We start from the raw sequence: 20080 nt of genomic DNA, 5'->3' as shown, positions 1-20080 counted from the left end.
CACCGCCATAGGCCTGCGCCTCAGCCGCCCGCCACCACCATGCTCTCGATGAGGATGGAACCGGTCTCTTTGGTGCCGCGGCGCAGCACGTCGGCGCCCACGGCGACGATGTTGCGCAGCATGTCCTTCATGTTGCCGGCGATGGTGATTTCTTCCACCGGATACTGAATCACGCCATTTTCCACCCAGAAACCGGAGGCGCCGCGCGAATAGTCGCCCGTCACGTAATTGGTTCCTTGCCCCATCAGTTCCGTCACCAGCAAGCCCGTGCCGAGTTTTTTCAGCATGGCACTAAAATCGTCGCTGGCGGCCGTCTGGGACGAGGTCAGGTACAGATTGTGCGAGCCGCCCGCGTTGCCCGTCGTCTGCATGCCCAGCTTGCGGGCCGTGTAAGTCGACAGGAAATAGCCTTGCACCACGCCATCCTTGACGACGTCGCGGCTGACGGTTTTCACGCCTTCCTCGTCGAATGGCGCGGAACCGACGCCACCGATCACGTGCGGATCTTCAAAGATCTGCACGTGCGAGGGCAGCACTTGCGTACCCAGGGAATCGATCAGGAAAGTGGATTTGCGGTACAGGGCGCCGCCCGAGGTCGCTTGCACATAGGTACCCAGCAAACCGGCCGCCAGCGGCGCCTCGAACAGCACGGGACAGGTGCGCGTGCCCAGCTTGCGCGCGTTCAGGCGCGACAGGGCGCGTTCGGCGGCGTAGCGGCCGATGGCTTCCGGGCTCGACATTTTGGCGGCGTCGCGCACGGACGAATACCAGTCGTCGCGCTGCATCTTCGCGCCCTTGCCCGCGATGGGCGCCACGGACAGGGTGTGACGGGAAAACGGGTAGCCGCCGATGAAGCCGCGCGAATTGGCGGAAACAAAGTGCGATTGCTGCACATGCACGCCCGCGCCTTCGCTGTTCGTGATGCGCGGGTCGACGGCAAACGCGGCCGCTTCTGCCCGCTGGGCCAGCACGACGGCTTCCTCGGCGGAAATCAGCCAGGGATAGAACAGTTGCAAGTCGCGGGGGGACATTTCCAGCATGTCGGCGTCGGCCAGGCCCGCGCAATCGTCCTCGGCCGTGAAGCGAGCGATATTGTAGGCGGCGTCCACCGTGGCGCGCAGGGCGGACGGCGAAAAGTCGGAGGTGCTGGCATTGCCGCGTTTCTTGCCGACAAACACGGTCACGCCCATGCCCTTGTCCTTGTTTTGCTCGATCGTCTCGATCTTGCCTTTTCGTACAGACACGGACAGGCCACCGCCTTCGCTGACTTCAACGGCTGCGTCGGTGCCGCCCGCTTCCCGCGCAAAAGACAACACATCACGGGCCAGTTGCTGCAATTGCTCTTGACTATGGGTAAATACGGAGTCGTTCATGCGCTGTTTTCTTCGGAAAGCCGCTAAAAAGGGTATCATAGCAGTCGTTTACAGTTTACAGGTGCGGCCTACGCGGCCAATCCCGCCTTATCATGCCAAATCCAAACCGGGGAGCTTGCGGCTTCCAATCCACCGAATTCGAACAGGAATATGAACGTCCGTCGAAGTCGGAACTCAAGCGTCAGATGACCGTCCTGCAAAAGATGGGGGAAGAACTCGTCAATGAAGCACGCGACCGCGTCAAGCGCGTCCCGATGCCGGAAGACGTGCGCGACGCCATCCTCGAATGCCAGATGATCCGCGATCACGAAGGCCGCCGCCGCCAGCTGCAATACGTGGGCAAGAAAATGCGCACCCTGGATGAAGAAGAAGTTGCCGCCATCCAACGCACCATCGATAGCTGGAAAGGCTTGTCGAAAGCCGACACGGCCAATATGCACGCGATGGAACGCCGCCGCGACAAGCTGTTGACGGACGACAAGGCGCTGACCGTCTTGCTGTCGGAAAACCCGGAACTGGACGTGCAGCACCTGCGCACCCTGATCCGCAATGCCCGCAAGGAGCAGGCCGAGAACAAGCCGCCAAAAGCCTTCCGTGAAATCTTCCAGATCTTGAAAGAGATCGCCAAGAAGAAAAACGGCGGCAAGAAAGATGCCGACGAAGATGGCGTTGAAGGCGAAGACGACGAGTAAACCCCACATGCAAAAGCTGGGGTCGGACCCTCAGGGTCCGCCCCCAGTCTTTGCTTAGGGTTGGGAAAAAACCGGGAGCCAACCCGGTTTTTTGGTTTTTACGACATAACAGGTACCGCATGACCACTCTCGAAGACGAATTGATTATCGGCCTCGTGTCGATCTCGGACCGCGCCAGCGGCGGCGTGTATGAAGACCAGGGCATCCCGGCCCTGGAAAGCTGGCTGGCCGCCGCCATCCGCACGCCTTTCCGCCTGGAAAAACGGCTGATCCCGGACGAGCGCTCGCAGATTGAAAACACCCTGATCGACATGGTCGACCTGAGCCACTGCCATCTGATCCTGACGACGGGCGGCACGGGCCCGGCGCGGCGCGATGTGACGCCGGACGCGACCTTGTCCGTCGGGACCAAGGAAATGCCCGGTTTCGGCGAACAGATGCGCCAGATCAGCCTGCAATTCGTGCCGACGGCGATCTTGTCGCGCCAGGTGGCCGTGATCCGCGAGACGCCCGAGCGCGCTTGCCTGATCATGAACTTGCCGGGCCAGCCGAAAGCCATCAAGGAAACCCTGGAAGGCTTGAAAGACGCCGCTGGCGTGCAACTGGTCAACGGCATCTTTGCCGCCGTACCGTATTGCATCGACCTCATCGGAGGTCCCTACATGGAAACCGACCCGGCCATCTGCAAGGCCTTCCGTCCCAAATCGGCGCTGCGTCCGGCGCAACCCCTACCTGAGGAAAATACATGAGCACCTTGCTGGAAACCATACAACTCGACAGCGCACCGAACCCCACCGTTTCCATCATCTGGATGCACGGCCTGGGCGCCGACGGCAACGACTTCGTGCCCCTGGTCAAGGAACTCGATTTGCGCGGCTGCCCCGCCATCCGCTTCATCTTCCCCAGCGCCGGCACCATGCCCGTCACCATCAACAACGGCTACGTGATGCGCGCCTGGTACGACATCCGCGAAAATGATCTGGTGCGCCGCGAAGACGAGAACGGCTTGCGCGCCTCGCAGGCACAAGTCGAAGCGCTGATCGCGCGCGAAAAGGCGCGCGGCATTCCCGCCAGCCGCATCATCCTGGCCGGTTTCTCGCAAGGCTGCGCCATGACCCTGCAAACGGGCTTGCGCCAAGCGGAACCGCTGGCTGGCCTGATGTGCCTGTCCGGCTACCTGCCGCTGGCCGACAAGACGGCGCTTGAACGCACGCCAGCCAGCCTGGAAACACCGATCTTCATGGCGCACGGCACGGCCGACCCCGTGGTGCCGATCGCCCGCGCGCAGCAGTCGCGCGATTTGCTCACAGGCATGGGTTACAAGGTGGAATGGCACGAGTACATGATGCAGCACTCGCTGTGCCAGGAAGAGATCGACGCGATTGGCGCGTGGCTGAAAAAAGTATTGGCTTAAAGTAAAACAGGCGCGGTGTGCGCCGCGCCTGTTGTCAAACGGAACGCCGGGAACGATCAGTTCGCCGGCGTTTTTGCATTCCATATTTTCAACATGTCGGCCGATGCTTCCGAACGGATGCCGTTGTCCGTCAGCACCGATTCCGTCGCCGCCAGCATGTCCTTGCGGGGTACGACGACCATTTCCGCATCGCGCTGCTGGAAGCGGAACGTCAGCAATTCATCCGTCTGGTCGCGCAGCAAGGTCACCAGGTGCGCCAGGCTGCGCACGCGCACGCCATTGACGGAATCGACGACCGAGAAGAAACGGGTACTGTAACCATTCATCAGCTTGTGCGGGAAGAACGGCGCGGCGATCACCACCAGCTCTTCGCGTTCGCTATCGGGCGCATCGCCGCGCCGCGTGACCAGCGGGTTGCCGGCAAAACTCATGCCGCCCAACATTGCCGGGTTGCCATTTGGCGCGGCCATGAATTCCGTGCTGGCGCGCGAAAACACCATCGGGCCAAAGATGAAATAGGATGGGTAATTGCCCTGCAAGCCGCTGATGAGCATCGGGTGCGCCGCCGAGACGGGTACCTTGATTCTCACGGGCGCGCCCTGGCGCACCACCGTCAACGGCAATTCGCCGTCTTTCGCCAGCTGCTGCACCCGGTACTGGAAGCGCACGCGGCTGTTGGCATTCAGCTTGACCATGCCCTGATTGTCGATAGGAAATTCACCGATATGCGTGATGACATCCCACTCCTTGAGCGGATAGGCGGCATCCTTGCTGGCCGGCGTCATCACGACGGCGCCCTCGACGCCCTTGGCCAGCTTCAGGTAGGTGCGCAGCGCGGGATTTTCCAGCGTTTGCGTCACGTCGCGCATGGCCGGCTTGCCCTTGGGCGCGCCGCTTTCCTGGTCGCGCAGGAACAGCTCGATTTCCTCGTTGGGGATGATGTAGCCGATGTTTTGCGCATTGAGCATGCCGGCAAAGGCCAGGCCGATCATCTTGTCGCCCGCAATCACGGGGCCGCCGCTATTGCCCGGGTTGATGGCAGCATCGATCTGGATGCGCAGGCCGGACACGGGGAAGTTATAGCGCACGAATTCGATGCGCGACACGATGCCCTTGGTGATCGACAGCGAGGTGCCGCCCGTCGGATAGCCATACGCCAGCACGGCATCGCGCACGTCCGGCAAAACGTTGGCGCGCGGCACCGCTTTGTGGCTGGCGAAAAAACTGTCATCGTCGATTTTCAGCAAGGCCAGGTCCATGCCACGCGAAATGGCCAGCACGGTCGCCGGTATCTTGTCGCCCGCGCCATTGGCCTGGATCTGCACCTGACTGGCATAGCCGACCACGTGCGCATTGGTGAGGATGCGGCGGCCTTCGATGACGACGCCGGAGCCTGTCACCTCTTGCGGCGCGGCCTTGCTCCAGGGTTTATAGGGGTCCGGCCCGCGCAGGGTGGAAAACACCTTGACGACGGAATTTTCCAGCGCGGAAGCGCTGGCGCTAGCCGTAGCGGCGGTCTCCGCGGCCAGCGCCCGCAGCGTCATCAAGGGACAAAAAGAAAGGGCCAGCGCCAGGAAGGCGCGGCCCATCAGGGTGATGCACGGACGAGTTTTCATTGAGCTTGTTGGCAATGGAAGGGAAGCAAAATTATATATTGAATAATTGCAACTTCATTACACTTTGTCCATCTTTGCCCGAAGAACTCTTCTAATCGGGCAAAGGCGTGACGCCCAAGGCTGGCACCGCCGTCTGCGCGCCGTTCATCACCATGGCGAGGAAAGTGTAATAGCCATTGATGCCCATCAAGTCCACCACGCCGTGCTCGCCGAACAGCGCCAGCGCGCGCGCATACGTGGCATCGCTGACGCGCTTGTTCTGCTGCAACTCGATGCAAAAGTCGTGCACGGCTTGCTCGTCTTCCTTCAGGGAAAGCGGCGCGCGGCGCGCCGCGATGGCGTCCACGGCCGCCTGCGCGATGCCGTTCTGCACGGCCAGCGGCGCGTGGATGGCCCACTCGACTTGCTGGTCCCACTGGCGCGCCGTCACCAGGATCGCCAGCTCGGACAGGCGCGTGCCGATGGCGCTGCGGTAGCGCAAATACTCGCCCATGCGCTGCGCCGTTTCCATCAGCTCCGGGCTGCGGATCAGCGGCACGAAGGGGCCGTACAGCGCGCCGCGCGGACCATCGATGATGGCTTGCGCGGCGGCGCGCTGCTGCGGGTCGAGCCGGTCCAGCGGCAGCGCGGGCAAGCGGTCGATATCGCTACCGGCCATCAGGCAGTCCAGGCGACCACGTCCTGCTGCTGTTCACCGAGGCCGGGGATGCCCAGGCGCATGCTGTCGCCTTTTTTGAGGAAACGCTGCGGCTTGCGGCCCTGGCCCACGCCCGGCGGCGTGCCCGTGGCGATGACGTCGCCCGGTTCCAGGGTCATGAATTGCGACAGGTAGCTGACGATCTGCACCACCGTGAAGATCATGGTTTGCGTATTGCCGGTCTGCATGCGCTTGCCGTTCACTTCCAGGTACAAGTCCAGGTCTTGCTCGTCGATGACTTCATCGCGCGTCACCAGCCACGGGCCGATGGGGCCGAAGGTGTCGCAGCCCTTGCCCTTATCCCATTGACCGCCCCGCTCCAGCTGGAACGAACGCTCGGAGATATCGTTGACGACGCAATAGCCGGCCACGTATTTCAAGGCGTCCTCTTCGCTCACGTACTGTGCGCGCGTGCCGATGACGACGCCCAGTTCCACTTCCCAGTCCGTCTTTTTCGAGCCTTTCGGCAACACGACATTGTCGTCCGGACCGTTCAGGCAAGTGATCGCCTTCATGAAGACGATCGGTTCGGCGGGAATCGGCATGCCCGATTCGGCCGCGTGATCCGCGTAATTGAGGCCGATGCCGATGAATTTGCCGACCTTGGCCAGCGGCACGCCGAAGCGTGGATTGCCGCGCACCAGGGGCAAGGTCTTTTCGTCGAGCTTGGCCAGCTTGCGCAAGGCCTTGTCGGACAGTTGTGCGCCGTCAATATCGGCAATCACGCCGGACAGGTCGCGCAGTTTGCCTTCTTCATCGATCAGGCCCGGTTTTTCCTTGCCTGGACGTCCATAACGAACGAGTTTCATAGTCTTCCTTGGAGTTGATCATTGCCGCTGTGCAGGCCGCCATTTTACCGGATGGCCCGGCGCGCCTGTAGCGGTGAATGAAAAACATCACAAGTCCCGGCAGTTGCAAGGCCGCCAGCACGCCAAACGCCACCTGGTACGCTTGCGGCGGGTACTGCTGCAAGCTGTTCAGGGGCCAGCAGCCGAGGAGCAGGCCAAAGCCCGCCTGCACCAGGAAGGCGCCCGTAAAAATGAGCAGATTCAAACAGGTGGCCGCCCTGCCCGTCAGGCTGGCCGGCATGCTTTGCGCGACGATCACATACTCGAGGCCCGTCACCGTGCCCAGCAAGGTAAACAGCACGGACAGCATGGGCAGGCTGGGCACGACGTTACACGCCATCGCCACTTGCACGGCGACAAACAGGACGATACCGGCGGCCGCCACTTGCATGGGCGCAATGCCGCGCCGCCCGGCCCACTCCGTCAGCATGCCCATGCCGATGGCGCCGAAGATGACGGCCGCCATGCCCAGGTACAACAAATACGCGACATTGTCATCGGACAAGCCGCCCACGTCGGCCAGCCAGCGCCCCACCCATAAACCCTGCACGCCAAAGAACACCGTGTGCGGCAGCAGGATCAGCGCGATGGTGCGGCGAAAGCCGGGATCGCGGTACACGCTCCAGACGCTGACCTTGCTCACCGGGTGCGCGGTGGCGGGCCTGGGCATGGCCGGCGACAGCAGGCGGATCAGCAAGCCGATGGCCAGCGCGGCCAGCGCCAGGCCCAGGAACACGCCGCGCCAGTCCGTGTAGTGCAGGGCCAGCTTGACGGGCATGGTGGCGCTGGCCGCACCCAGGCCGCCCACGGCGATCAAATAGCCATGCACGGAAGGCAGGCGCGCTGGCGCGATGGCGCACGAGAGCGCTTTCACGGCGGCCATGAAACAGCCGCCCAGGCCTGCCCCCATCAGGGCGCGTGCCCACATCAGCTCGGCAAAGCTGTGACCACGGCTGAACAGCCATACCCCCAGGGCCGCCAGCACCAGCAGCCACAGTTGCACCGTGCGGGGGCCGTAACGGTCGAGCGCCATGCCGATCGGCAATTGCACCAGCGCAAAGGCGAGAAAAAAGGCGCTGGTCAGCAGGCCCAGCTGCGCTGGCGTCAGGGCAATGGCACCCAGCAATTGCGCCGTCAGCACGGCATTCACGCCGCGCAGCAGGCACGACAGGTAATGCCCGAGCGCGAACGGCAGGAACACCAGGCAAAACACGGCTACGCCGGAACGGGAAGAGGCGCCGGCGCCGTGCATGCTCAGGCGGCCTGTGCCAGGCGGATGATTTTATGCGGCAACTGCGGCACAGGTTCATCCGTCTCGAAGAAGAATTTATCGTGGCCGAACGCGGGCTTTAAATCGTCCATCCACGTCGCTTCCGCATCGAACTTCGCATAAAACGGCCGGCGCACCCAATCCGGATTGCGCGCCTGCAAAAATTGCAGGGCAAACAGTTTTTCACCATTGATGCTGACGATGCCATCGATGACGATCTTGCCGGGAAACGCGCTCATGGAGGGCCCGCGCACCGTGCGCGACAGGCCGGACACCATCTGGTAGGCGGCCTGGAAAATCTCGTGCGCCTTCGCCAACGGTAACTCGAAATAGCCGCGCGGCCCCGTGTCCCGTTCGACAAACATGTAATACGGAATCGCTCCCAGGCGCGTGCCCGTCTGCCACAGCTCGGCCCAGCTAGCCGGGTCTTCATTGATATGGCGGATCAGCGGCCCCTGCATGCGCAAGGTGGCGCCCGTGGAGACGATGCGTTTCACCGCTTGCTGCGCGATGTCCTGGCGCAACTCGACGGCGTGGCTGTAATGGCCCATCACGGCCAGGTTCTTGCCCGCCTTGACGATGCGCTCGAACAGGCGCAGCAAATCATCCGCATCGCGGTCGGAAACAAAACGCTGCGGCCAATACGCCACCGCCTTGGTGCCGATGCGAATGTTCTGGATGTGTTCCAGGCCCGGCGCCAGCAGCGGCTCCAGGTAGGCAGCCAGTTGCCGCGTGTTCATGATCATCGGGTCGCCACCCGTGATCAGCACATCCGTCACTTCCGGATGCAGTTTCAGGTAGGCGGCCAGCTCATGCGACTCGCGCGCATCGAACTTCATGTCGTCCATGCCGACGAACTGGGGCCAGCGGAAGCAGAAGGTGCAATATGCGTGGCACGTCTGGCCTGCGCTGGGGAAAAACAGCACCGTCTGCGCATACTTATGCTGCAAGCCGCGCACGGGCGCATCGTTGACCCTCGGCACGTTATGCGTCATCTGCCCGGCCGGATGGGGATTCATGCCCAAGCGCAAGCCATGCACATAGGCATCGATGGCCGCCTTGTCTCGCTGCACCAGCACCAGGTCGCGCAAGTGCGCGTACTGCTCGGGCGGCAGCATGTCGCGGTGGGGAAAGACGAGGCGATAGATGGGGTCGTCAGGGATGTTGTTCCAGTCGATCAACTGGTCAAGCACATAGGCATTGGTGCGAAACGGCAAGACGTGCGACACCACCTGCACGGCCTCGCGTTGCTCTTCCGGCAGCCATTCCCACTGCCGCGCCTGATGAATGGTTTGCCGCGTATACGGCTTGAACTTGGGTGAAAACGGCTCGGTAATGAGTGCGGACACGATCGGCTCCTTGCCAGTAAATAGCGATAACTTTCATGAAATTGACCGTATATCGGCCAATTTCAGCCTCTTTCCCCCACAGGCCATGCCAGCTCGGCATGCTGTGAAAGTCATCATAGTTCTTGCCGCCTGGAACCAAATTGCTACACATCAACAAGCATTCCGATACGTTGTTCGCTGCCTACAAGCAACACCTTAGTTTGTTCCATCGCAATTTGATGGGTCCGTCGACGACGTAAATTACGGCTTGGCAATACATCCCTCGATATCACAAGGAGCTGTCATGAAACGCTTATTCACGGGTAGCCTGCTGTGCCTGGCATTTGCCGGCGGCAGCGTCAATGCCGCCGTCGAACCAACGGAAAAAGACGCCATCGCCATGGCCGAACGGGGCGCCGCCTTCATGAAGGCGCATGGCAAGGAAGAAATGATGAAGAAAATCACGGCGAAAGACCCCGACTTCGTGCAGGGCTCGCTGTATGTGGACATGCGTGACATCAAGACGGGCATCGTGCTGGCCCACCCCATCAATCCATCCATCGTGGGCAAGGATTTGACGGATGTGCCTGATGCGAATGGCAAGAAATATCGCCGTGAAATCATTGAGCTGGCACAAAAGCAGGGCAAGGGCTGGGTCGACTACCAGTACAAAAACCCCACCAGCGGCAAGATCGAGCCGAAGACCACGTACATCCTGCGCGTCAACGACGTAGTGCTGGAAGCGGGGATCTACAAAAAATAAGGCAACGGCGGCGTACACGAACGCTGTGCGCCGCCAGTGCCTGGAACAGCCATAGCCAGGAGTCAAGCATGCTCAATCAATTACGCATCGGACCAAAATTATTGCTGGCGCCCGCCCTGGTCTTGCTGCTGCTGATACTCAGCTCGAGCGGCGCCTGGTATGGCATGGTGCGGCAAAATGCCTCGCTGGAAAACATGGTGCTGGTGCGCATCGCGCATCTGAAAGCGGCCGCCGACGTCGTCGGCGAGGCCAAACATGTGCATGGCAATATGTACCAATTGCTGTCGTGGACGAATGGCAGTTTCGCCAAGGCCCGCATCGACGCGCTGGAACAACAGATCAAGGCGCGTCACGCGGCCATCGGTACCCAGCTGGCCACACTGCGGTCCTCCGCCACGGGTGCCGAACGCACCTTGGTCGATGCCGCCATCACGGCCCTGGCCGGCTATCGCAAGGCCGTGCTGGAAACCATGGAAATGGCACAGATGGACCAGTCGATCGCCACCAATTCCATGCTCAAGGCGGAAACGCAATTCGGCCAGTTCAATACACAGCTGGCGCAGCTGTCGGCCCTGGAAACGACGCTCAGCAGCCAGGCCCATGCGACGGCCAGCGCCGAGTTTCGCAGCCTGGGCTGGAGCCTGCTGCTGACCGTCATGCTCTCCATCCTGGCCTCCATCGTGGTGACCATGCTGGTGCGGCGCGCCATGCTGGTGGAAATCCGCGGCATAGCCGACGCCGTGCAAGACTTGGCGGCGGGCAAGCTGATCGCCGGTGCGCCCAAGCAAGGCAATGACGAGATCGCCGCCACCTCGCGCGTGCTGGACCAGACCATCGCCCACCTGAACCAGACCTTGCGCACCATCATGGACGCCGTGCAATCGATCGACACGGCGTCGCGCGAAATTGCCACCGGCAATCTGGATCTGTCGGCGCGCACCGAAATGCAAGCCAGTTCGCTGGAAGAAACGTCGAGCGCCATGGAAGCGCTGACGCAAGCCGTCAATGACAACGCCGACAACGCCCAGCTGGCCTGCGAGCTGGCGGGGCAAGCCTCTACCTTGGCCGTGCAAGGGGGAAGGTCGATGCAGCAGGCGGTGACGACGATGGCGACGATACGCGCCAATTCGCGCCAGATCGTGGATATTATCGGCGTGATCGACGGCATTTCGTTTCAGACCAATATCCTCGCGCTGAACGCCGCGGTGGAGGCGGCGCGCGCGGGCGAGCAAGGCCGCGGCTTTGCCGTGGTGGCATCCGAAGTGCGCACCCTGGCGCAACGCTCGGCGCAGGCGGCCAGGGAAATCAAGACCCTGATCGCCACCTCGGTCACCACCATCGATGGCGGCAGCGTGGCCGTGCAGCAAGCGGGTGACAGCATGGGCGCCATCGTGGCCTCGGTGCAGCAAGTCAATGAAATCATCCAGCGCGTCAAAGAGGCCAGCGCCGAGCAGGCGTCGGGCATCACGGAAGTCAACCAGGCCGTCACGCAAATGGATGACGTCACCCAGCAAAATGCGGCCCTGGTGGAACAGGCAGCGGCAGCGGCGGCCAGTTTGCAGGACCAGGCCGTCAAGTTGTCGGCGGCCGTGGCCGTGTTCACCCTGGACGAGCGCCCCGCTACGCCGGCCGGCCACAGCGGAGACGAGGTATTCCAGCATCCGGCCAGCCCCGTCAAGGGAGAAGGCAAGGACAGGCGCGCGCTGCACAGCCCGCTGCGCGGCATGCCCGGCCTGCGCGGCGCCAAGGATGCGTCCCAGCGCCGGCGCGGCTAGCTGACAGGCGCGCGCATCGGCTTGCTCAGGTAGGGCGAACCGGCCAGCACGAAGCGCCACGGCGTCTCCATCGCCCTGGAAATGCCGATGCGCGGGCCCGCCTGCACAGCAAACTCTTCCTCGCGGGCCAGCAGGGTGAACGGTGGCGCATCGAGCGCCAGCCGGTTCTGCAGGTGGCTCACGCCCAGCGCCTGGCACACCTTGCCCGGGCCCGAGCACAGCAGCCGCGGTTCCTCGACGCCGCGCCGCTCGCGCATGGCATCGATGCCCGCCAGCGGCTCGATGGCGCGGATCAGCACGCCCGCCCCATGGCCCGCTTCGCGGCACACAAAGTTCAAACACCAGTGGATGCCGTAGGAACGGTAGACATAGGCGTGCGCGGGCGGGCCGAACATGGCGGCGTTGCGCGGCGTCAAGCCGGCATACGTGTGCGAAGCGGGGTCCAGCCGGTCATACGCTTCCGTTTCCACGATGCGCCCGCCCACGCCGTCGACCAGCACGGTCACGCCGATCAGCTGGCGCGCCACGCTGCTGGAATCGTCCGCAAAATCGATACCGGCCAGGAGTTTTTTCATGCAGCAATTGTACTGCCGCACTTCCCGCCGCACGCCTTGCCCCATCTTAAAAACAAGTAAAACTTGATTTTTCGGTCATGGAAACCGGGGTGGACAGCGTCGTAAAATGTGGAAAATAGCGTATGGACCAGGTCAAAACGGGGATTTTTTCCAGAATATATTGTCGAGATGAACTATTGCCACGCATAAACAGCGATAATCGTTGGGCACTGCGTCAGACGCTCATGAAGCGGGCAGCGGCAGCGCGACAGAATAAGCACCGGGCACAAAAATGATGATGAAAGCGTGATGATGAGAGCTGCAGCGCAAAAGCAGGTAGTGCAGGAAGATCCGGTTGACGCCTTGATGCGTTCCATCCGTATTCCGCCGCGTCCCAGCCTGCTGGTCGACCTGCAGCGCGAACTGGCGGAACAGGACCCGTCGCCGCGCCGCATCGCGCGCATCATCGCCGACGATGTCGGCATGTCCGGCGCCCTGCTGAAATTGGCGAATTCACCGTTCTACGGCGCCGCGCGCAAGGCAAAATCCGTCGAGCAAGGCATCAACTTTCTCGGCATCAACCAGTGCAGCGCCATGATGACGGGCTTGCTGGCGCGCCAGGCGCTGGAAGCGGAAGGCGTGGAACTGACCAACTTCTGGGACGTGTCGGCCAAGCGCGCGCGTGCCCTGGTATTTACCTCGCGCAAGCTGCGCATCGCCCCGCCCGACATCGCCCACACCTTCGGCCTGTTCTGCGATATCGGCGTGCCCCTGCTGATGAACCGCTTCCCCGACTACGTCAAGACGTACGCGGCGGCGGCCAACGATGCACACAATTGTTTTACGTCACTGGAAGACGCGCGCCACCAGACCAACCACGCGGCCATCGGCTGCTTGCTGGCGCGCAACTGGGGCCTGTCCTCCGATGTCTCCTGGGCCATTTTGCACCACCACGACTACACGGTGCTGGCCGACCCGTCCACGGACGACGCCATCCGCTCGCTCGTCGCCCTGTCGCTGCTGGCCGAAAAGGGCATTCAGCGCTACCATGGCAACAGTACCTCGCTGGAGTGGGACAAGGGCGGCGAACTTGCCTGCCAGCATCTCGGCCTGTCGCAGGAAGAAGCCGCCGACCTGCTCGACGAGCTGCACGAGATGTTCGATACCGACCATTGAGGTATCAGGCGGCCGCGTCCGCCTGTATGATCCGCCCCGGCGCCTGGCAGAGCCCTGGCGCCCGTTTCCGTTTGCCTGACCGTATTTCTTAACCTGTTGATCGCCATGCCCAAAAATAAGCGCCCTGTCCCCCGTAAATCCGCCAACACGCCTGAAGACAAGGATGAGTCCGTCACGCGCATGCTCTGCACGATGGCCCTGAATCTGGCGGAGCAGGAAGACAGCGAATCGCAGGGCACGGTGCTGGCCGAGCAAGCCGTCGAATTCGGCCGCCTGATCCGCAAGGCCTTGAATCAAAAGAAGGATGAAATCCTGTACGACGCCATCGAGCGCGCCAAGTACGAAGACGTGGGCGCCTACCAGTATTTGCGCAGCCATATCGAGGAAGCAGCGTCCATTTCCGTGATCCGCCGCGAAAATGCGCCGGCCATGGAAATCAACGCCTTTGTCGTGCCGTTGCTGGTGCAAAACACGGGCGGCCTGCGGGAAGCGGACAGTTTCCAGGACCAGGACGCCTTCGAAGCGTTGGTGAAAAGTTTCCAGCAGGCACAACTGGAAAGCGCCAAGGCCAAGGTGGTCTTGATGAGCCATGCCTACGACCTCGATGAAATCGACCGCATCACGTATAGCCATTTGCACGAGATGGTGCGCGATGCGTACTCGTCGATGACGGACAAGAAAATCGTCGCCACGCCGGGCCTGGAAGGCAGCATCGTCGGCTGGAGCGAGACGGCCTTCGGCCCGCAGGACACGGCCGTCGAACTGCGCTTCCTGCTGGGCTTTGCCCTCAAGCGCGTGGACGACCCGTTCTATGCGGAGCCGAAGGATGAAGCGGCGCTTGACGCCTGGTTCGACGCGCGCCTGGCCCGCTACCAGCAGTGGACGACGGAAGTGGGCGACCTGGTGAAACGCTGCCTGGCGCCGGCCGGCAGCGCGCTGGAAGTGAGCTTCTTGTACCAGGATCTGTTCCACGGTGGTAAGGAACAAGGCATGAGCGAGTATGCGATGCTGCAGATGATGTCGGGCATCAACCACGCGCTGGCGGAAAACAACATTGATGCGGGCGACGTCTCGGTGGTCGTCGGCCCGGCCGATGAACACGGCGAAATGCTGTTGCGCGTCAATGTCAGCACGGCGGGCGGCGAGCTGCTGCACAGCGCCGACAAGCCGCTGGACCTGGCCGCCGACCTGCAGGAAGAAGTCGACGACATCTGCGATGCGCTGGCCACCATCGGCGTGACGCAACTGTCCGTGGCGCTGAAATTCGACGCCAAGGGACAGCCGGTGGAAGCGCAGCCGTACGCGCCGGCGTAAAACCGGCGACATAATCAGTGCGCGGCCGGCGCCTGTTGGCCACGCAGCGACAGCCATGCCTGCAATTTCTGCGCATACGCCAAGGTGTAGGCGGGGCTGCTCGACGGCAAGCTGACGATGCGGTAGCGCTGCGCATGTTCGCCCAGCACCTTGACGCCCAGCTTCGCCGCCGTGCCGCCGTTGAAGGCGATCGTGTGCAGCCGCGGCAGGCTGGCGGCCAGGGCCACCAAGTCGTTGTCGTCGCGGCAGCGGATATTGCTGTCCAGGCTGCCCGCGCGCTGCGCCTGCGCCACCACGTCCCACAGGCCCACGCCGTGCGCCAGCAAGGTGGCCAGACGCTCTTCATAAGGCAGGCTCTTCAGCTCCACGCCCAGCACCTCGCCCAGCAGCATCCAGAATTTGTTTTGCGGATGCGCATAGTACTGGCTGTGCGCCAGCGATTTTTCGCCGGGCAGGCTGCCCAGTATCAGCAAGCGCGTATTGGCGTCGACGACGGGATCGAAACAGCGCTTGCGCGGGTCCGGCATGGCCGGTTCAACAGACAATAAGCGGGTCAAAAGCGGCATCCTGCAGGAGTGGGGGTAGCGCCTATTTTACTGGGGCCATTGCACGGGCACAGACATGATGCCCTTGTCATCCCACACCAGCACCTGTGCCGTATGAAATCTGCCTTGCGGTGTGACGGCATTGCCGATGCCATTGACATGGTATTGGTAGCCCGATCCATAGCGCTGCGCCACTATCGTGCGCGCCTGTCGCGCCGTCTCGCCATGCAAGGTCGCCAACCCGATGCCAACGCTGCTGATCCCCAGGATTAGCCCGAGAATGGCAGGTATGCGCAGATCGCGCCGCCTGTATCCCCTGGCATCGCAGGCGGCCATGACAGCTGGCATCCCCAGTTGACGGTACAAGTAATGCATGGTCCACAGCGACAGCACGGTTTCCAGCACCAGCCAGCCATGACGGACAGGCGCCAGCTTGAACTGCGTGACGGTCAGCGACAGCGGTTGCATGAACAGGAAATCGAGCACCAGCACGGTGGGGAGCACCAAGAGAACAATCAGCCAGCGCAGCCATCTCGCCGCGCGCAGGTTGCCACGCAACAAGAAGATGCCAAAGATCAGCAACTCGATACCGCCAACAAAATACATCCGACTCTCCGCCAGCGCGATTTCAGACCAGGCACTGACGGTCAACACGACCCACGTGAACAGCAGCACATAGCCGGCCGACTGCAAGTGGGGCTTGGCCGCTTGCGCGAGTGCGGCAGTAGCGGGATCGAGCGGCTTGTCCTGCGGCCGCGCTACCCATTGGCGCTGTTCTGCCGCATGGTCATCCAGCTGGCGCTGGGCAATTTCCGCTTCGATGCGCTGGCGCCGTGCCGCATCGGCGCCGTCGGCGCCGGACAGGGCTTGCTGCAGGGACGCCATGGAATAGCGCTGGTAATCAGGGAGGCTGGCGGGCGATGTCACGGATGTCTTTGAGATGAACGGGAATATTTCCAACGGGAAATAATAACGCGAAATTAGCAATTGAGCAATTCCACCACAGAACACTGCGTTCGGCGGCTGGTGTTCCGGTGTAGAATTTCCAGCCAGAACATCACACAAGAGACCGCCCATGCGCACCATCGATACCCTGCTGGCCCAGTATGGCGAAAGCCACCGCAACCACGTCAATGAATGGGTGCACATCGTGTGCGTGCCGCTGATCGTTTTCAGCCTGCTGGGGCTGCTGTGGAGCGCGCATCCCAGCGTGGCGCTGCTCGGCGGTATTCTCGCCTTATACTATTATTACAAGCTGTCGCGTCCGTTTGCGGCAGGCATGCTGCTGATGCTGGCCATCATGCTGGGCCTGCTGCTACTCATGCCGGCGCTGACCATTCTGCCCGTGTCGCTGGCGCTATTCGTGCTGGCCTGGATAGGCCAGTTCATCGGCCACCAGATCGAAGGCAAGAAACCGTCGTTCCTCGACGATGTGCGCTTTTTGCTCGTGGGTCCGCTGTTCGTGCTGGGATTTTTATACCGGCGCCTGCGGCTGGCGTACTGAGCGGCAAGACGTCACGCGTAACCGGTAACAGATTTTTACTATTCGCAACTAGTTATCTGATGCAAGTGTCCTTATGATAAGTCATCATCTGCCGGTCAATGTAATCGGCAACTAACTTTTGTCCAAGGGAGTCCCACATGAAAGCACCAATTATTGCAGTGGCATTGCTCGCCACCCTGGCCGGCTGCGCCGTACAACCGAACTCGGCGAATGTGTACAACGCGCGCCAGGCGCAGAATGAACAATCGGTTCGCATGGGCACGGTTGAATCCGTGCGCCAGGTCACCATCGACAAGGGCGAAACGGGCACGGGCGTGCTGGCTGGCGCGGCACTGGGCGGCGTGGCCGGTTCCGCGGTCGGCGGCGGCAAGGGCGCCATCGCGGCCAGTATCCTCGGCGCGGTTGCCGGCGGCATGGCCGGCAAGAGCATCGAAGCGAATGCCTCGAACAAGGCCGGCCTGGAAATCACCGTGCGCCTGGACAATGGCGACATGCGCGCCATCGTGCAGGACGCGGACGAACTGTTCCGCCCGGGCGAGCGCGTGCGCCTGCTGTCCGATGGCCGCAAGACCCGCGTCACGCATTGATCTGCTTGCCGGCGCATGCGCTCAGCCGAATGCGCCGGCAGCGAGCAAGGCAGACGGGTGCAGCCAGATGGCAATCACGGCGGTCACAACGACATACACAAGCAGGCTCCAGACTTTGATCTGCAGTGAGGCTGGCATGGCGGTCTCCCTTCAAAGATGCAATTCAGAAAATATTTACTTGATAATAAAGTAAATATTTTCATAAATTCAACATTTTCCAGAAGCACTGCGCTGGCTCAATGCCCGGCTGTCTGCTGACCGCTCTTTGAGCAAGCTCGACCAAGACTCGCCATCCCCGCGCGATGCCCGTATACTTGCGCGATGTCCTCTCCTCTCCTGTTCATCATTGCCTGCCTGATCTGGGGCTCCACCTTCTGGGCCATCACCTTGCAGCTGGGCGACGTCGCCCCCGCCGTGTCCGTCGTCTACCGCTTCGGCCTGGCGTCCGCCACCCTGTTCGCCTGGTGCGCGCTGCGCGGGGACACCCTGCGCCTGCCCTGGCGCGCGCAAAAATGGATGCTGCTGCAAGGCCTGGCATCGTTTGCCCTCAGCTATGTATGCACCTACAGCTCGGAGCAATACCTGGTCTCGGCCCTCGTCAGCGTGCTGTTCGCGCTGATGGTGTTCTGGACGCCCTTGCTCAACCGCATCGCCTTCGGCACGCCGATTACCTGGAGCACCTGCTGCGCCGCGTTCGTTGCCATCTGCGGCATCGTGCTGCTGTTTTACCAGTCCATCGGCGCGGCGCTGCACGATATTCTCGGCGGCGGCAATGGTCATTTCCTGCTCGGCTTTATCCTGGCGCTGGTGGCCACCATTTCCAGTACGGCCGGCAATGCCCTCGTCATGAAAGTGCGCGAACAGTCCGGCAATGTGATGCTGACCATGGCCTGGACCATGTTGTGGGGCACCTTGATGGTGGCCGCCTGGGCCAGCGCCACGGGCCAGTCCTGGCAGTTGCCCACGCGCCCCAGTTACTGGATGGGACTGGTCTATCTGGCCATCTTCGGCTCGGTGATCGCCTTCAGCGCGTATTTCACTTTAATCGCCCGCATCGGCACGCAAAAGACCGTGTACATCGGCGTCGTCACGCCCGTCATTTCCGTGCTGCTGTCGGTGCAATTCGAACATTACCGGCCCGCTCCCATCGAATGGGTGGGCATGCTGCTGTGCCTGTCCAGCGTGGCCTGGGCCCTGACCTCGGGCGCGCGCAAGACGGCTGCCGTCGCCTCCCTTTCCACCACTCCATCAGCAAAGGCAACATGAGCACCTCTTCCTCCCTCGCCATCCGTCCCGCCCAGGAAACCGACGTGGCCGCCATCTTCGGCATGATCCATGAACTGGCCGTGTTTGAAAAACTTGAACACATGATGATCGCCAAAGAATCCATGCTGCACGACAGCCTGTTCGGCAAGCACCCCGCGTGCGAAGCGCTGGTCGGCGAGGAAGATGGCGAGGTAGTGACGTTCGCCCTGTTCTTCCATAATTTTTCCACCTTCCTGTGCCGCAAAGGGCTGTACCTGGAAGACCTGTATGTGAAGCAATCGGTGCGCGGTAAGGGCTATGGCAAGCAGATGCTGGTGGCGCTGGCGCAACTGGCCGTCGAACGCGATTGCGGCCGCTTCGAATGGTCAGTGCTGGACTGGAATGAAAACGCGATCAACTTCTACCAGGGCATGGGCGCGGACGTGATGCCGGACTGGCGCATCTGCCGGGTCGCTGGTGATGCCTTGACGCAATTGTCGGCGGGCACGCCGAAAGCGGCCTGATTGGAGGGGGAACTGTAGCGAGCGGATGCGATTTGTGGCCGAGAAGCGGAACTGTACGCTAGGTACAGTGAGCATCGCAGGCCGCAAGGCGCGCCGCGCAGTAAGTTCCCAAAAAAATCCCCGCGGGCTAGCGGCACCGCGGGGTGAACCCATTGTCAAGTGGGAGGGGGAGAATGCAATCAACGGTTATCAATATAAACGCTACGACTGGTCACCGCGTCGACCTTTACATTTGCTTACCGGGCCTTACATTTGACTTAAATCCGCTAAGCAAGTGTCGCTCGGATGACACTGATTATTTCCGTGGTTCAATCAACGTGCCGTGCAAGCCGATATGTTGTTGCGCAACCCCACTGCCACCCTGCGCATTTTTATAGATTTGGTACACTGTCAGGCAGGCGATGCAGCCAGCAACCACGGCAAAAATGACCATGCGACGCTCCTTGAGTTTTTTGTAGCAATCAGGAAAAACAGAGCCTGCGGCCGATGATGGCCAGGCAGGGAAGATTCAGTGTGGCATCTTCTGCTGGTGGGGCATTGCGCAATATCAAACGCGTCAAAGTGACGGCGCGCTGGCGTTTGATGCGACGCAAAATGGCGGCAATGCGCTCACACACAATGGACGAATCAATGAACGAATCGTTACGCATACGGGAGCCACATCATGAATGTCTCTGCCAAACCGCTCGTCATGAAAATCTACCGCGCCTACCTGCGTTCCCGCCTGGAACGCTACACGCGCGACTTGCAAGCCATCGCCGAACAGCGCGAGAACGACTTCCAGGCCGAACGCATCCTGCACCAGGCCGTCGTCTCGGTGCGCTCGAAACTGCACTCGTTGTAACCGTGATGCCG

Annotated in this window: 23 protein-coding genes; 12 read left to right on the top strand and 11 right to left on the bottom strand. The window is 61.7% G+C overall.

The window, feature by feature from the left end:
- Positions 1–20 precede the first annotated feature (20 nt).
- Complete coding sequence (gene pmbA / locus K0F86_RS01775) at positions 21–1373, bottom strand: metalloprotease PmbA (protein ID WP_219132661.1); 1353 nt, start codon at positions 1371–1373, stop codon at positions 21–23.
- A gap of 92 nt (positions 1374–1465) precedes the next feature.
- Here pmbA and yjgA point away from each other — a divergent pair, with 92 nt between their 5' ends.
- The 3 genes from yjgA (at position 1466) to K0F86_RS01760 (ending at position 3479) form a co-directional block, all read left to right on the top strand.
- Positions 1466–2065: a ribosome biogenesis factor YjgA gene (gene yjgA, locus K0F86_RS01770; protein WP_219132660.1), complete on the top strand. Its 600-nt coding sequence runs from the start codon at positions 1466–1468 to the stop codon at positions 2063–2065.
- Positions 2066–2184: 119 nt separating this feature from the next.
- Entirely contained in the window at positions 2185–2814 is a 630-nt protein-coding gene (mog, locus tag K0F86_RS01765; RefSeq protein WP_219132659.1) for a molybdopterin adenylyltransferase, read from the top strand.
- Positions 2811–3479 (top strand): alpha/beta hydrolase, encoded by a 669-nt coding sequence (locus tag K0F86_RS01760; protein WP_219132658.1) that lies wholly within the window; start codon positions 2811–2813, stop codon positions 3477–3479. Before mog ends, K0F86_RS01760 begins: the two co-directional genes overlap by 4 nt.
- A gap of 56 nt (positions 3480–3535) precedes the next feature.
- On the opposite strand, the gene K0F86_RS01755 is transcribed toward K0F86_RS01760, so the two are convergent.
- From K0F86_RS01755 to K0F86_RS01735, 5 genes are all read right to left on the bottom strand, one after another.
- Positions 3536–5095 carry a S1C family serine protease gene (locus K0F86_RS01755; RefSeq protein WP_257571940.1) on the bottom strand — a complete coding sequence of 520 codons (1560 nt, stop codon included), beginning with the start codon at positions 5093–5095 and terminating at the stop codon, positions 3536–3538.
- Between the two features lie 91 nt (positions 5096–5186).
- Entirely contained in the window at positions 5187–5753 is a 567-nt protein-coding gene (locus K0F86_RS01750) for a carboxymuconolactone decarboxylase family protein (protein ID WP_219132657.1), read from the bottom strand.
- Positions 5753–6601, bottom strand: coding sequence for a fumarylacetoacetate hydrolase family protein (locus K0F86_RS01745; protein ID WP_219132656.1), 849 nt, complete (start codon positions 6599–6601; stop codon positions 5753–5755). The genes K0F86_RS01750 and K0F86_RS01745 overlap by 1 nt, the downstream gene beginning before the upstream one ends.
- Entirely contained in the window at positions 6546–7892 is a 1347-nt protein-coding gene (locus K0F86_RS01740) for an MFS transporter (RefSeq protein ID WP_219132655.1), read from the bottom strand. The genes K0F86_RS01745 and K0F86_RS01740 overlap by 56 nt, the downstream gene beginning before the upstream one ends.
- Positions 7893–7894: 2 nt before the next feature.
- The gene (locus tag K0F86_RS01735; RefSeq protein ID WP_257571939.1) at positions 7895–9259 is read right to left on the bottom strand and encodes a KamA family radical SAM protein; all 1365 of its coding nucleotides are present in this window, start codon (positions 9257–9259) and stop codon (positions 7895–7897) included.
- A 283-nt stretch (positions 9260–9542) separates the two neighbouring features.
- Here K0F86_RS01735 and K0F86_RS01730 point away from each other — a divergent pair, with 283 nt between their 5' ends.
- Positions 9543–10001, top strand: a complete 459-nt coding sequence (locus K0F86_RS01730; protein WP_071075415.1) for a cache domain-containing protein — start codon at positions 9543–9545, stop codon at positions 9999–10001.
- A gap of 68 nt (positions 10002–10069) precedes the next feature.
- On the top strand, positions 10070–11776 hold the full coding sequence (locus tag K0F86_RS01725) for a methyl-accepting chemotaxis protein (protein ID WP_219132654.1): 1707 nt from the start codon (positions 10070–10072) through the stop codon (positions 11774–11776).
- On the opposite strand, the gene K0F86_RS01720 is transcribed toward K0F86_RS01725, so the two are convergent.
- Entirely contained in the window at positions 11773–12351 is a 579-nt protein-coding gene (locus K0F86_RS01720) for a DNA-3-methyladenine glycosylase (RefSeq protein WP_219132653.1), read from the bottom strand. The genes K0F86_RS01725 and K0F86_RS01720 overlap by 4 nt on opposite strands.
- Before the next feature lie 288 nt (positions 12352–12639).
- On the opposite strand from K0F86_RS01720, the gene K0F86_RS01715 reads away from it, so the two are divergent.
- Both K0F86_RS01715 and K0F86_RS01710 read left to right on the top strand, forming a co-directional pair.
- Entirely contained in the window at positions 12640–13506 is an 867-nt protein-coding gene (locus K0F86_RS01715) for an HDOD domain-containing protein (protein ID WP_100874542.1), read from the top strand.
- Between the two features lie 105 nt (positions 13507–13611).
- Positions 13612–14820, top strand: a complete 1209-nt coding sequence (locus K0F86_RS01710) for a hypothetical protein (protein WP_257571938.1) — start codon at positions 13612–13614, stop codon at positions 14818–14820.
- A gap of 14 nt (positions 14821–14834) precedes the next feature.
- On the opposite strand, the gene K0F86_RS01705 is transcribed toward K0F86_RS01710, so the two are convergent.
- Both K0F86_RS01705 and K0F86_RS01700 read right to left on the bottom strand, forming a co-directional pair.
- Complete coding sequence (locus K0F86_RS01705; RefSeq protein ID WP_219132934.1) at positions 14835–15347, bottom strand: DNA-deoxyinosine glycosylase; 513 nt, start codon at positions 15345–15347, stop codon at positions 14835–14837.
- Positions 15348–15413: 66 nt separating this feature from the next.
- The gene (locus tag K0F86_RS01700) at positions 15414–16442 is read right to left on the bottom strand and encodes a tellurite resistance TerB family protein (RefSeq protein WP_219132652.1); all 1029 of its coding nucleotides are present in this window, start codon (positions 16440–16442) and stop codon (positions 15414–15416) included.
- Between K0F86_RS01700 and K0F86_RS01695 the strand changes: the two genes are divergently transcribed.
- The 4 genes from K0F86_RS01695 (at position 16441) to K0F86_RS01680 (ending at position 19225) form a co-directional block, all read left to right on the top strand.
- A complete protein-coding gene (locus K0F86_RS01695; protein WP_219132651.1) occupies positions 16441–16869 on the top strand; it encodes a DUF962 domain-containing protein in 429 nt (142 codons plus the stop codon). The two genes, K0F86_RS01700 and K0F86_RS01695, sit on opposite strands and share 2 nt — an antisense overlap.
- A gap of 137 nt (positions 16870–17006) precedes the next feature.
- On the top strand, positions 17007–17456 hold the full coding sequence (locus K0F86_RS01690) for a glycine zipper 2TM domain-containing protein (protein ID WP_071321907.1): 450 nt from the start codon (positions 17007–17009) through the stop codon (positions 17454–17456).
- 321 nt (positions 17457–17777) lie between these two features.
- Entirely contained in the window at positions 17778–18722 is a 945-nt protein-coding gene (locus K0F86_RS01685; RefSeq protein ID WP_219132650.1) for a DMT family transporter, read from the top strand.
- Positions 18719–19225, top strand: coding sequence for a GNAT family N-acetyltransferase (locus K0F86_RS01680; protein WP_219132649.1), 507 nt, complete (start codon positions 18719–18721; stop codon positions 19223–19225). The genes K0F86_RS01685 and K0F86_RS01680 overlap by 4 nt, the downstream gene beginning before the upstream one ends.
- A 295-nt stretch (positions 19226–19520) precedes the next feature.
- On the opposite strand, the gene K0F86_RS01675 is transcribed toward K0F86_RS01680, so the two are convergent.
- Positions 19521–19658: a hypothetical protein gene (locus K0F86_RS01675; protein ID WP_157751284.1), complete on the bottom strand. Its 138-nt coding sequence runs from the start codon at positions 19656–19658 to the stop codon at positions 19521–19523.
- Positions 19659–19686: 28 nt separating this feature from the next.
- Positions 19687–19875, bottom strand: a complete 189-nt coding sequence (locus K0F86_RS01670) for a hypothetical protein (RefSeq protein WP_219132648.1) — start codon at positions 19873–19875, stop codon at positions 19687–19689.
- A gap of 14 nt (positions 19876–19889) precedes the next feature.
- Between K0F86_RS01670 and K0F86_RS01665 the strand changes: the two genes are divergently transcribed.
- Positions 19890–20069, top strand: coding sequence for a hypothetical protein (locus tag K0F86_RS01665; protein WP_034746290.1), 180 nt, complete (start codon positions 19890–19892; stop codon positions 20067–20069).
- Positions 20070–20080 lie beyond the last annotated feature (11 nt).

The sequence above is a fragment of the Janthinobacterium sp. UMAB-60 genome, from assembly GCF_900095235.1.
Lineage (GTDB): Bacteria > Pseudomonadota > Gammaproteobacteria > Burkholderiales > Burkholderiaceae_D > Janthinobacterium.
Note: the sequence above shows the minus strand (reverse complement) of the source record. Positions and strands in the feature narration are given on the sequence as shown.

Excerpts from the sequence above, each read along its gene's own strand:
- K0F86_RS01730 (WP_071075415.1), top strand. The coding sequence starts at position 9,543 with ATGAAACGCTTATTCACGGGTAGCCTGCTGTGCCTGGCATTTGCCGGC.
- K0F86_RS01695 (WP_219132651.1), top strand. The coding sequence starts at position 16,441 with ATGCGCACCATCGATACCCTGCTGGCCCAGTATGGCGAAAGCCACCGC.
- K0F86_RS01720 (WP_219132653.1), bottom strand. The coding sequence starts at position 12,351 with ATGAAAAAACTCCTGGCCGGTATCGATTTTGCGGACGATTCCAGCAGC.
- K0F86_RS01690 (WP_071321907.1), top strand. The coding sequence starts at position 17,007 with ATGAAAGCACCAATTATTGCAGTGGCATTGCTCGCCACCCTGGCCGGC.
- K0F86_RS01665 (WP_034746290.1), top strand. The coding sequence starts at position 19,890 with ATGAATGTCTCTGCCAAACCGCTCGTCATGAAAATCTACCGCGCCTAC.
- K0F86_RS01745 (WP_219132656.1), bottom strand. The coding sequence starts at position 6,601 with ATGAAACTCGTTCGTTATGGACGTCCAGGCAAGGAAAAACCGGGCCTG.
- yjgA (WP_219132660.1), top strand. The coding sequence starts at position 1,466 with ATGCCAAATCCAAACCGGGGAGCTTGCGGCTTCCAATCCACCGAATTC.
- K0F86_RS01755 (WP_257571940.1), bottom strand. The coding sequence starts at position 5,095 with ATGAAAACTCGTCCGTGCATCACCCTGATGGGCCGCGCCTTCCTGGCG.
- K0F86_RS01725 (WP_219132654.1), top strand. The coding sequence starts at position 10,070 with ATGCTCAATCAATTACGCATCGGACCAAAATTATTGCTGGCGCCCGCC.
- pmbA (WP_219132661.1), bottom strand. The coding sequence starts at position 1,373 with ATGAACGACTCCGTATTTACCCATAGTCAAGAGCAATTGCAGCAACTG.
- K0F86_RS01760 (WP_219132658.1), top strand. The coding sequence starts at position 2,811 with ATGAGCACCTTGCTGGAAACCATACAACTCGACAGCGCACCGAACCCC.
- K0F86_RS01670 (WP_219132648.1), bottom strand. The coding sequence starts at position 19,875 with ATGCGTAACGATTCGTTCATTGATTCGTCCATTGTGTGTGAGCGCATT.
- mog (WP_219132659.1), top strand. The coding sequence starts at position 2,185 with ATGACCACTCTCGAAGACGAATTGATTATCGGCCTCGTGTCGATCTCG.
- K0F86_RS01675 (WP_157751284.1), bottom strand. The coding sequence starts at position 19,658 with ATGGTCATTTTTGCCGTGGTTGCTGGCTGCATCGCCTGCCTGACAGTG.
- K0F86_RS01715 (WP_100874542.1), top strand. The coding sequence starts at position 12,640 with ATGATGAGAGCTGCAGCGCAAAAGCAGGTAGTGCAGGAAGATCCGGTT.
- K0F86_RS01700 (WP_219132652.1), bottom strand. The coding sequence starts at position 16,442 with ATGGGCGGTCTCTTGTGTGATGTTCTGGCTGGAAATTCTACACCGGAA.
- K0F86_RS01680 (WP_219132649.1), top strand. The coding sequence starts at position 18,719 with ATGAGCACCTCTTCCTCCCTCGCCATCCGTCCCGCCCAGGAAACCGAC.
- K0F86_RS01740 (WP_219132655.1), bottom strand. The coding sequence starts at position 7,892 with ATGCACGGCGCCGGCGCCTCTTCCCGTTCCGGCGTAGCCGTGTTTTGC.
- K0F86_RS01750 (WP_219132657.1), bottom strand. The coding sequence starts at position 5,753 with ATGGCCGGTAGCGATATCGACCGCTTGCCCGCGCTGCCGCTGGACCGG.
- K0F86_RS01705 (WP_219132934.1), bottom strand. The coding sequence starts at position 15,347 with ATGCCGGACCCGCGCAAGCGCTGTTTCGATCCCGTCGTCGACGCCAAT.
- K0F86_RS01710 (WP_257571938.1), top strand. The coding sequence starts at position 13,612 with ATGCCCAAAAATAAGCGCCCTGTCCCCCGTAAATCCGCCAACACGCCT.
- K0F86_RS01685 (WP_219132650.1), top strand. The coding sequence starts at position 17,778 with ATGTCCTCTCCTCTCCTGTTCATCATTGCCTGCCTGATCTGGGGCTCC.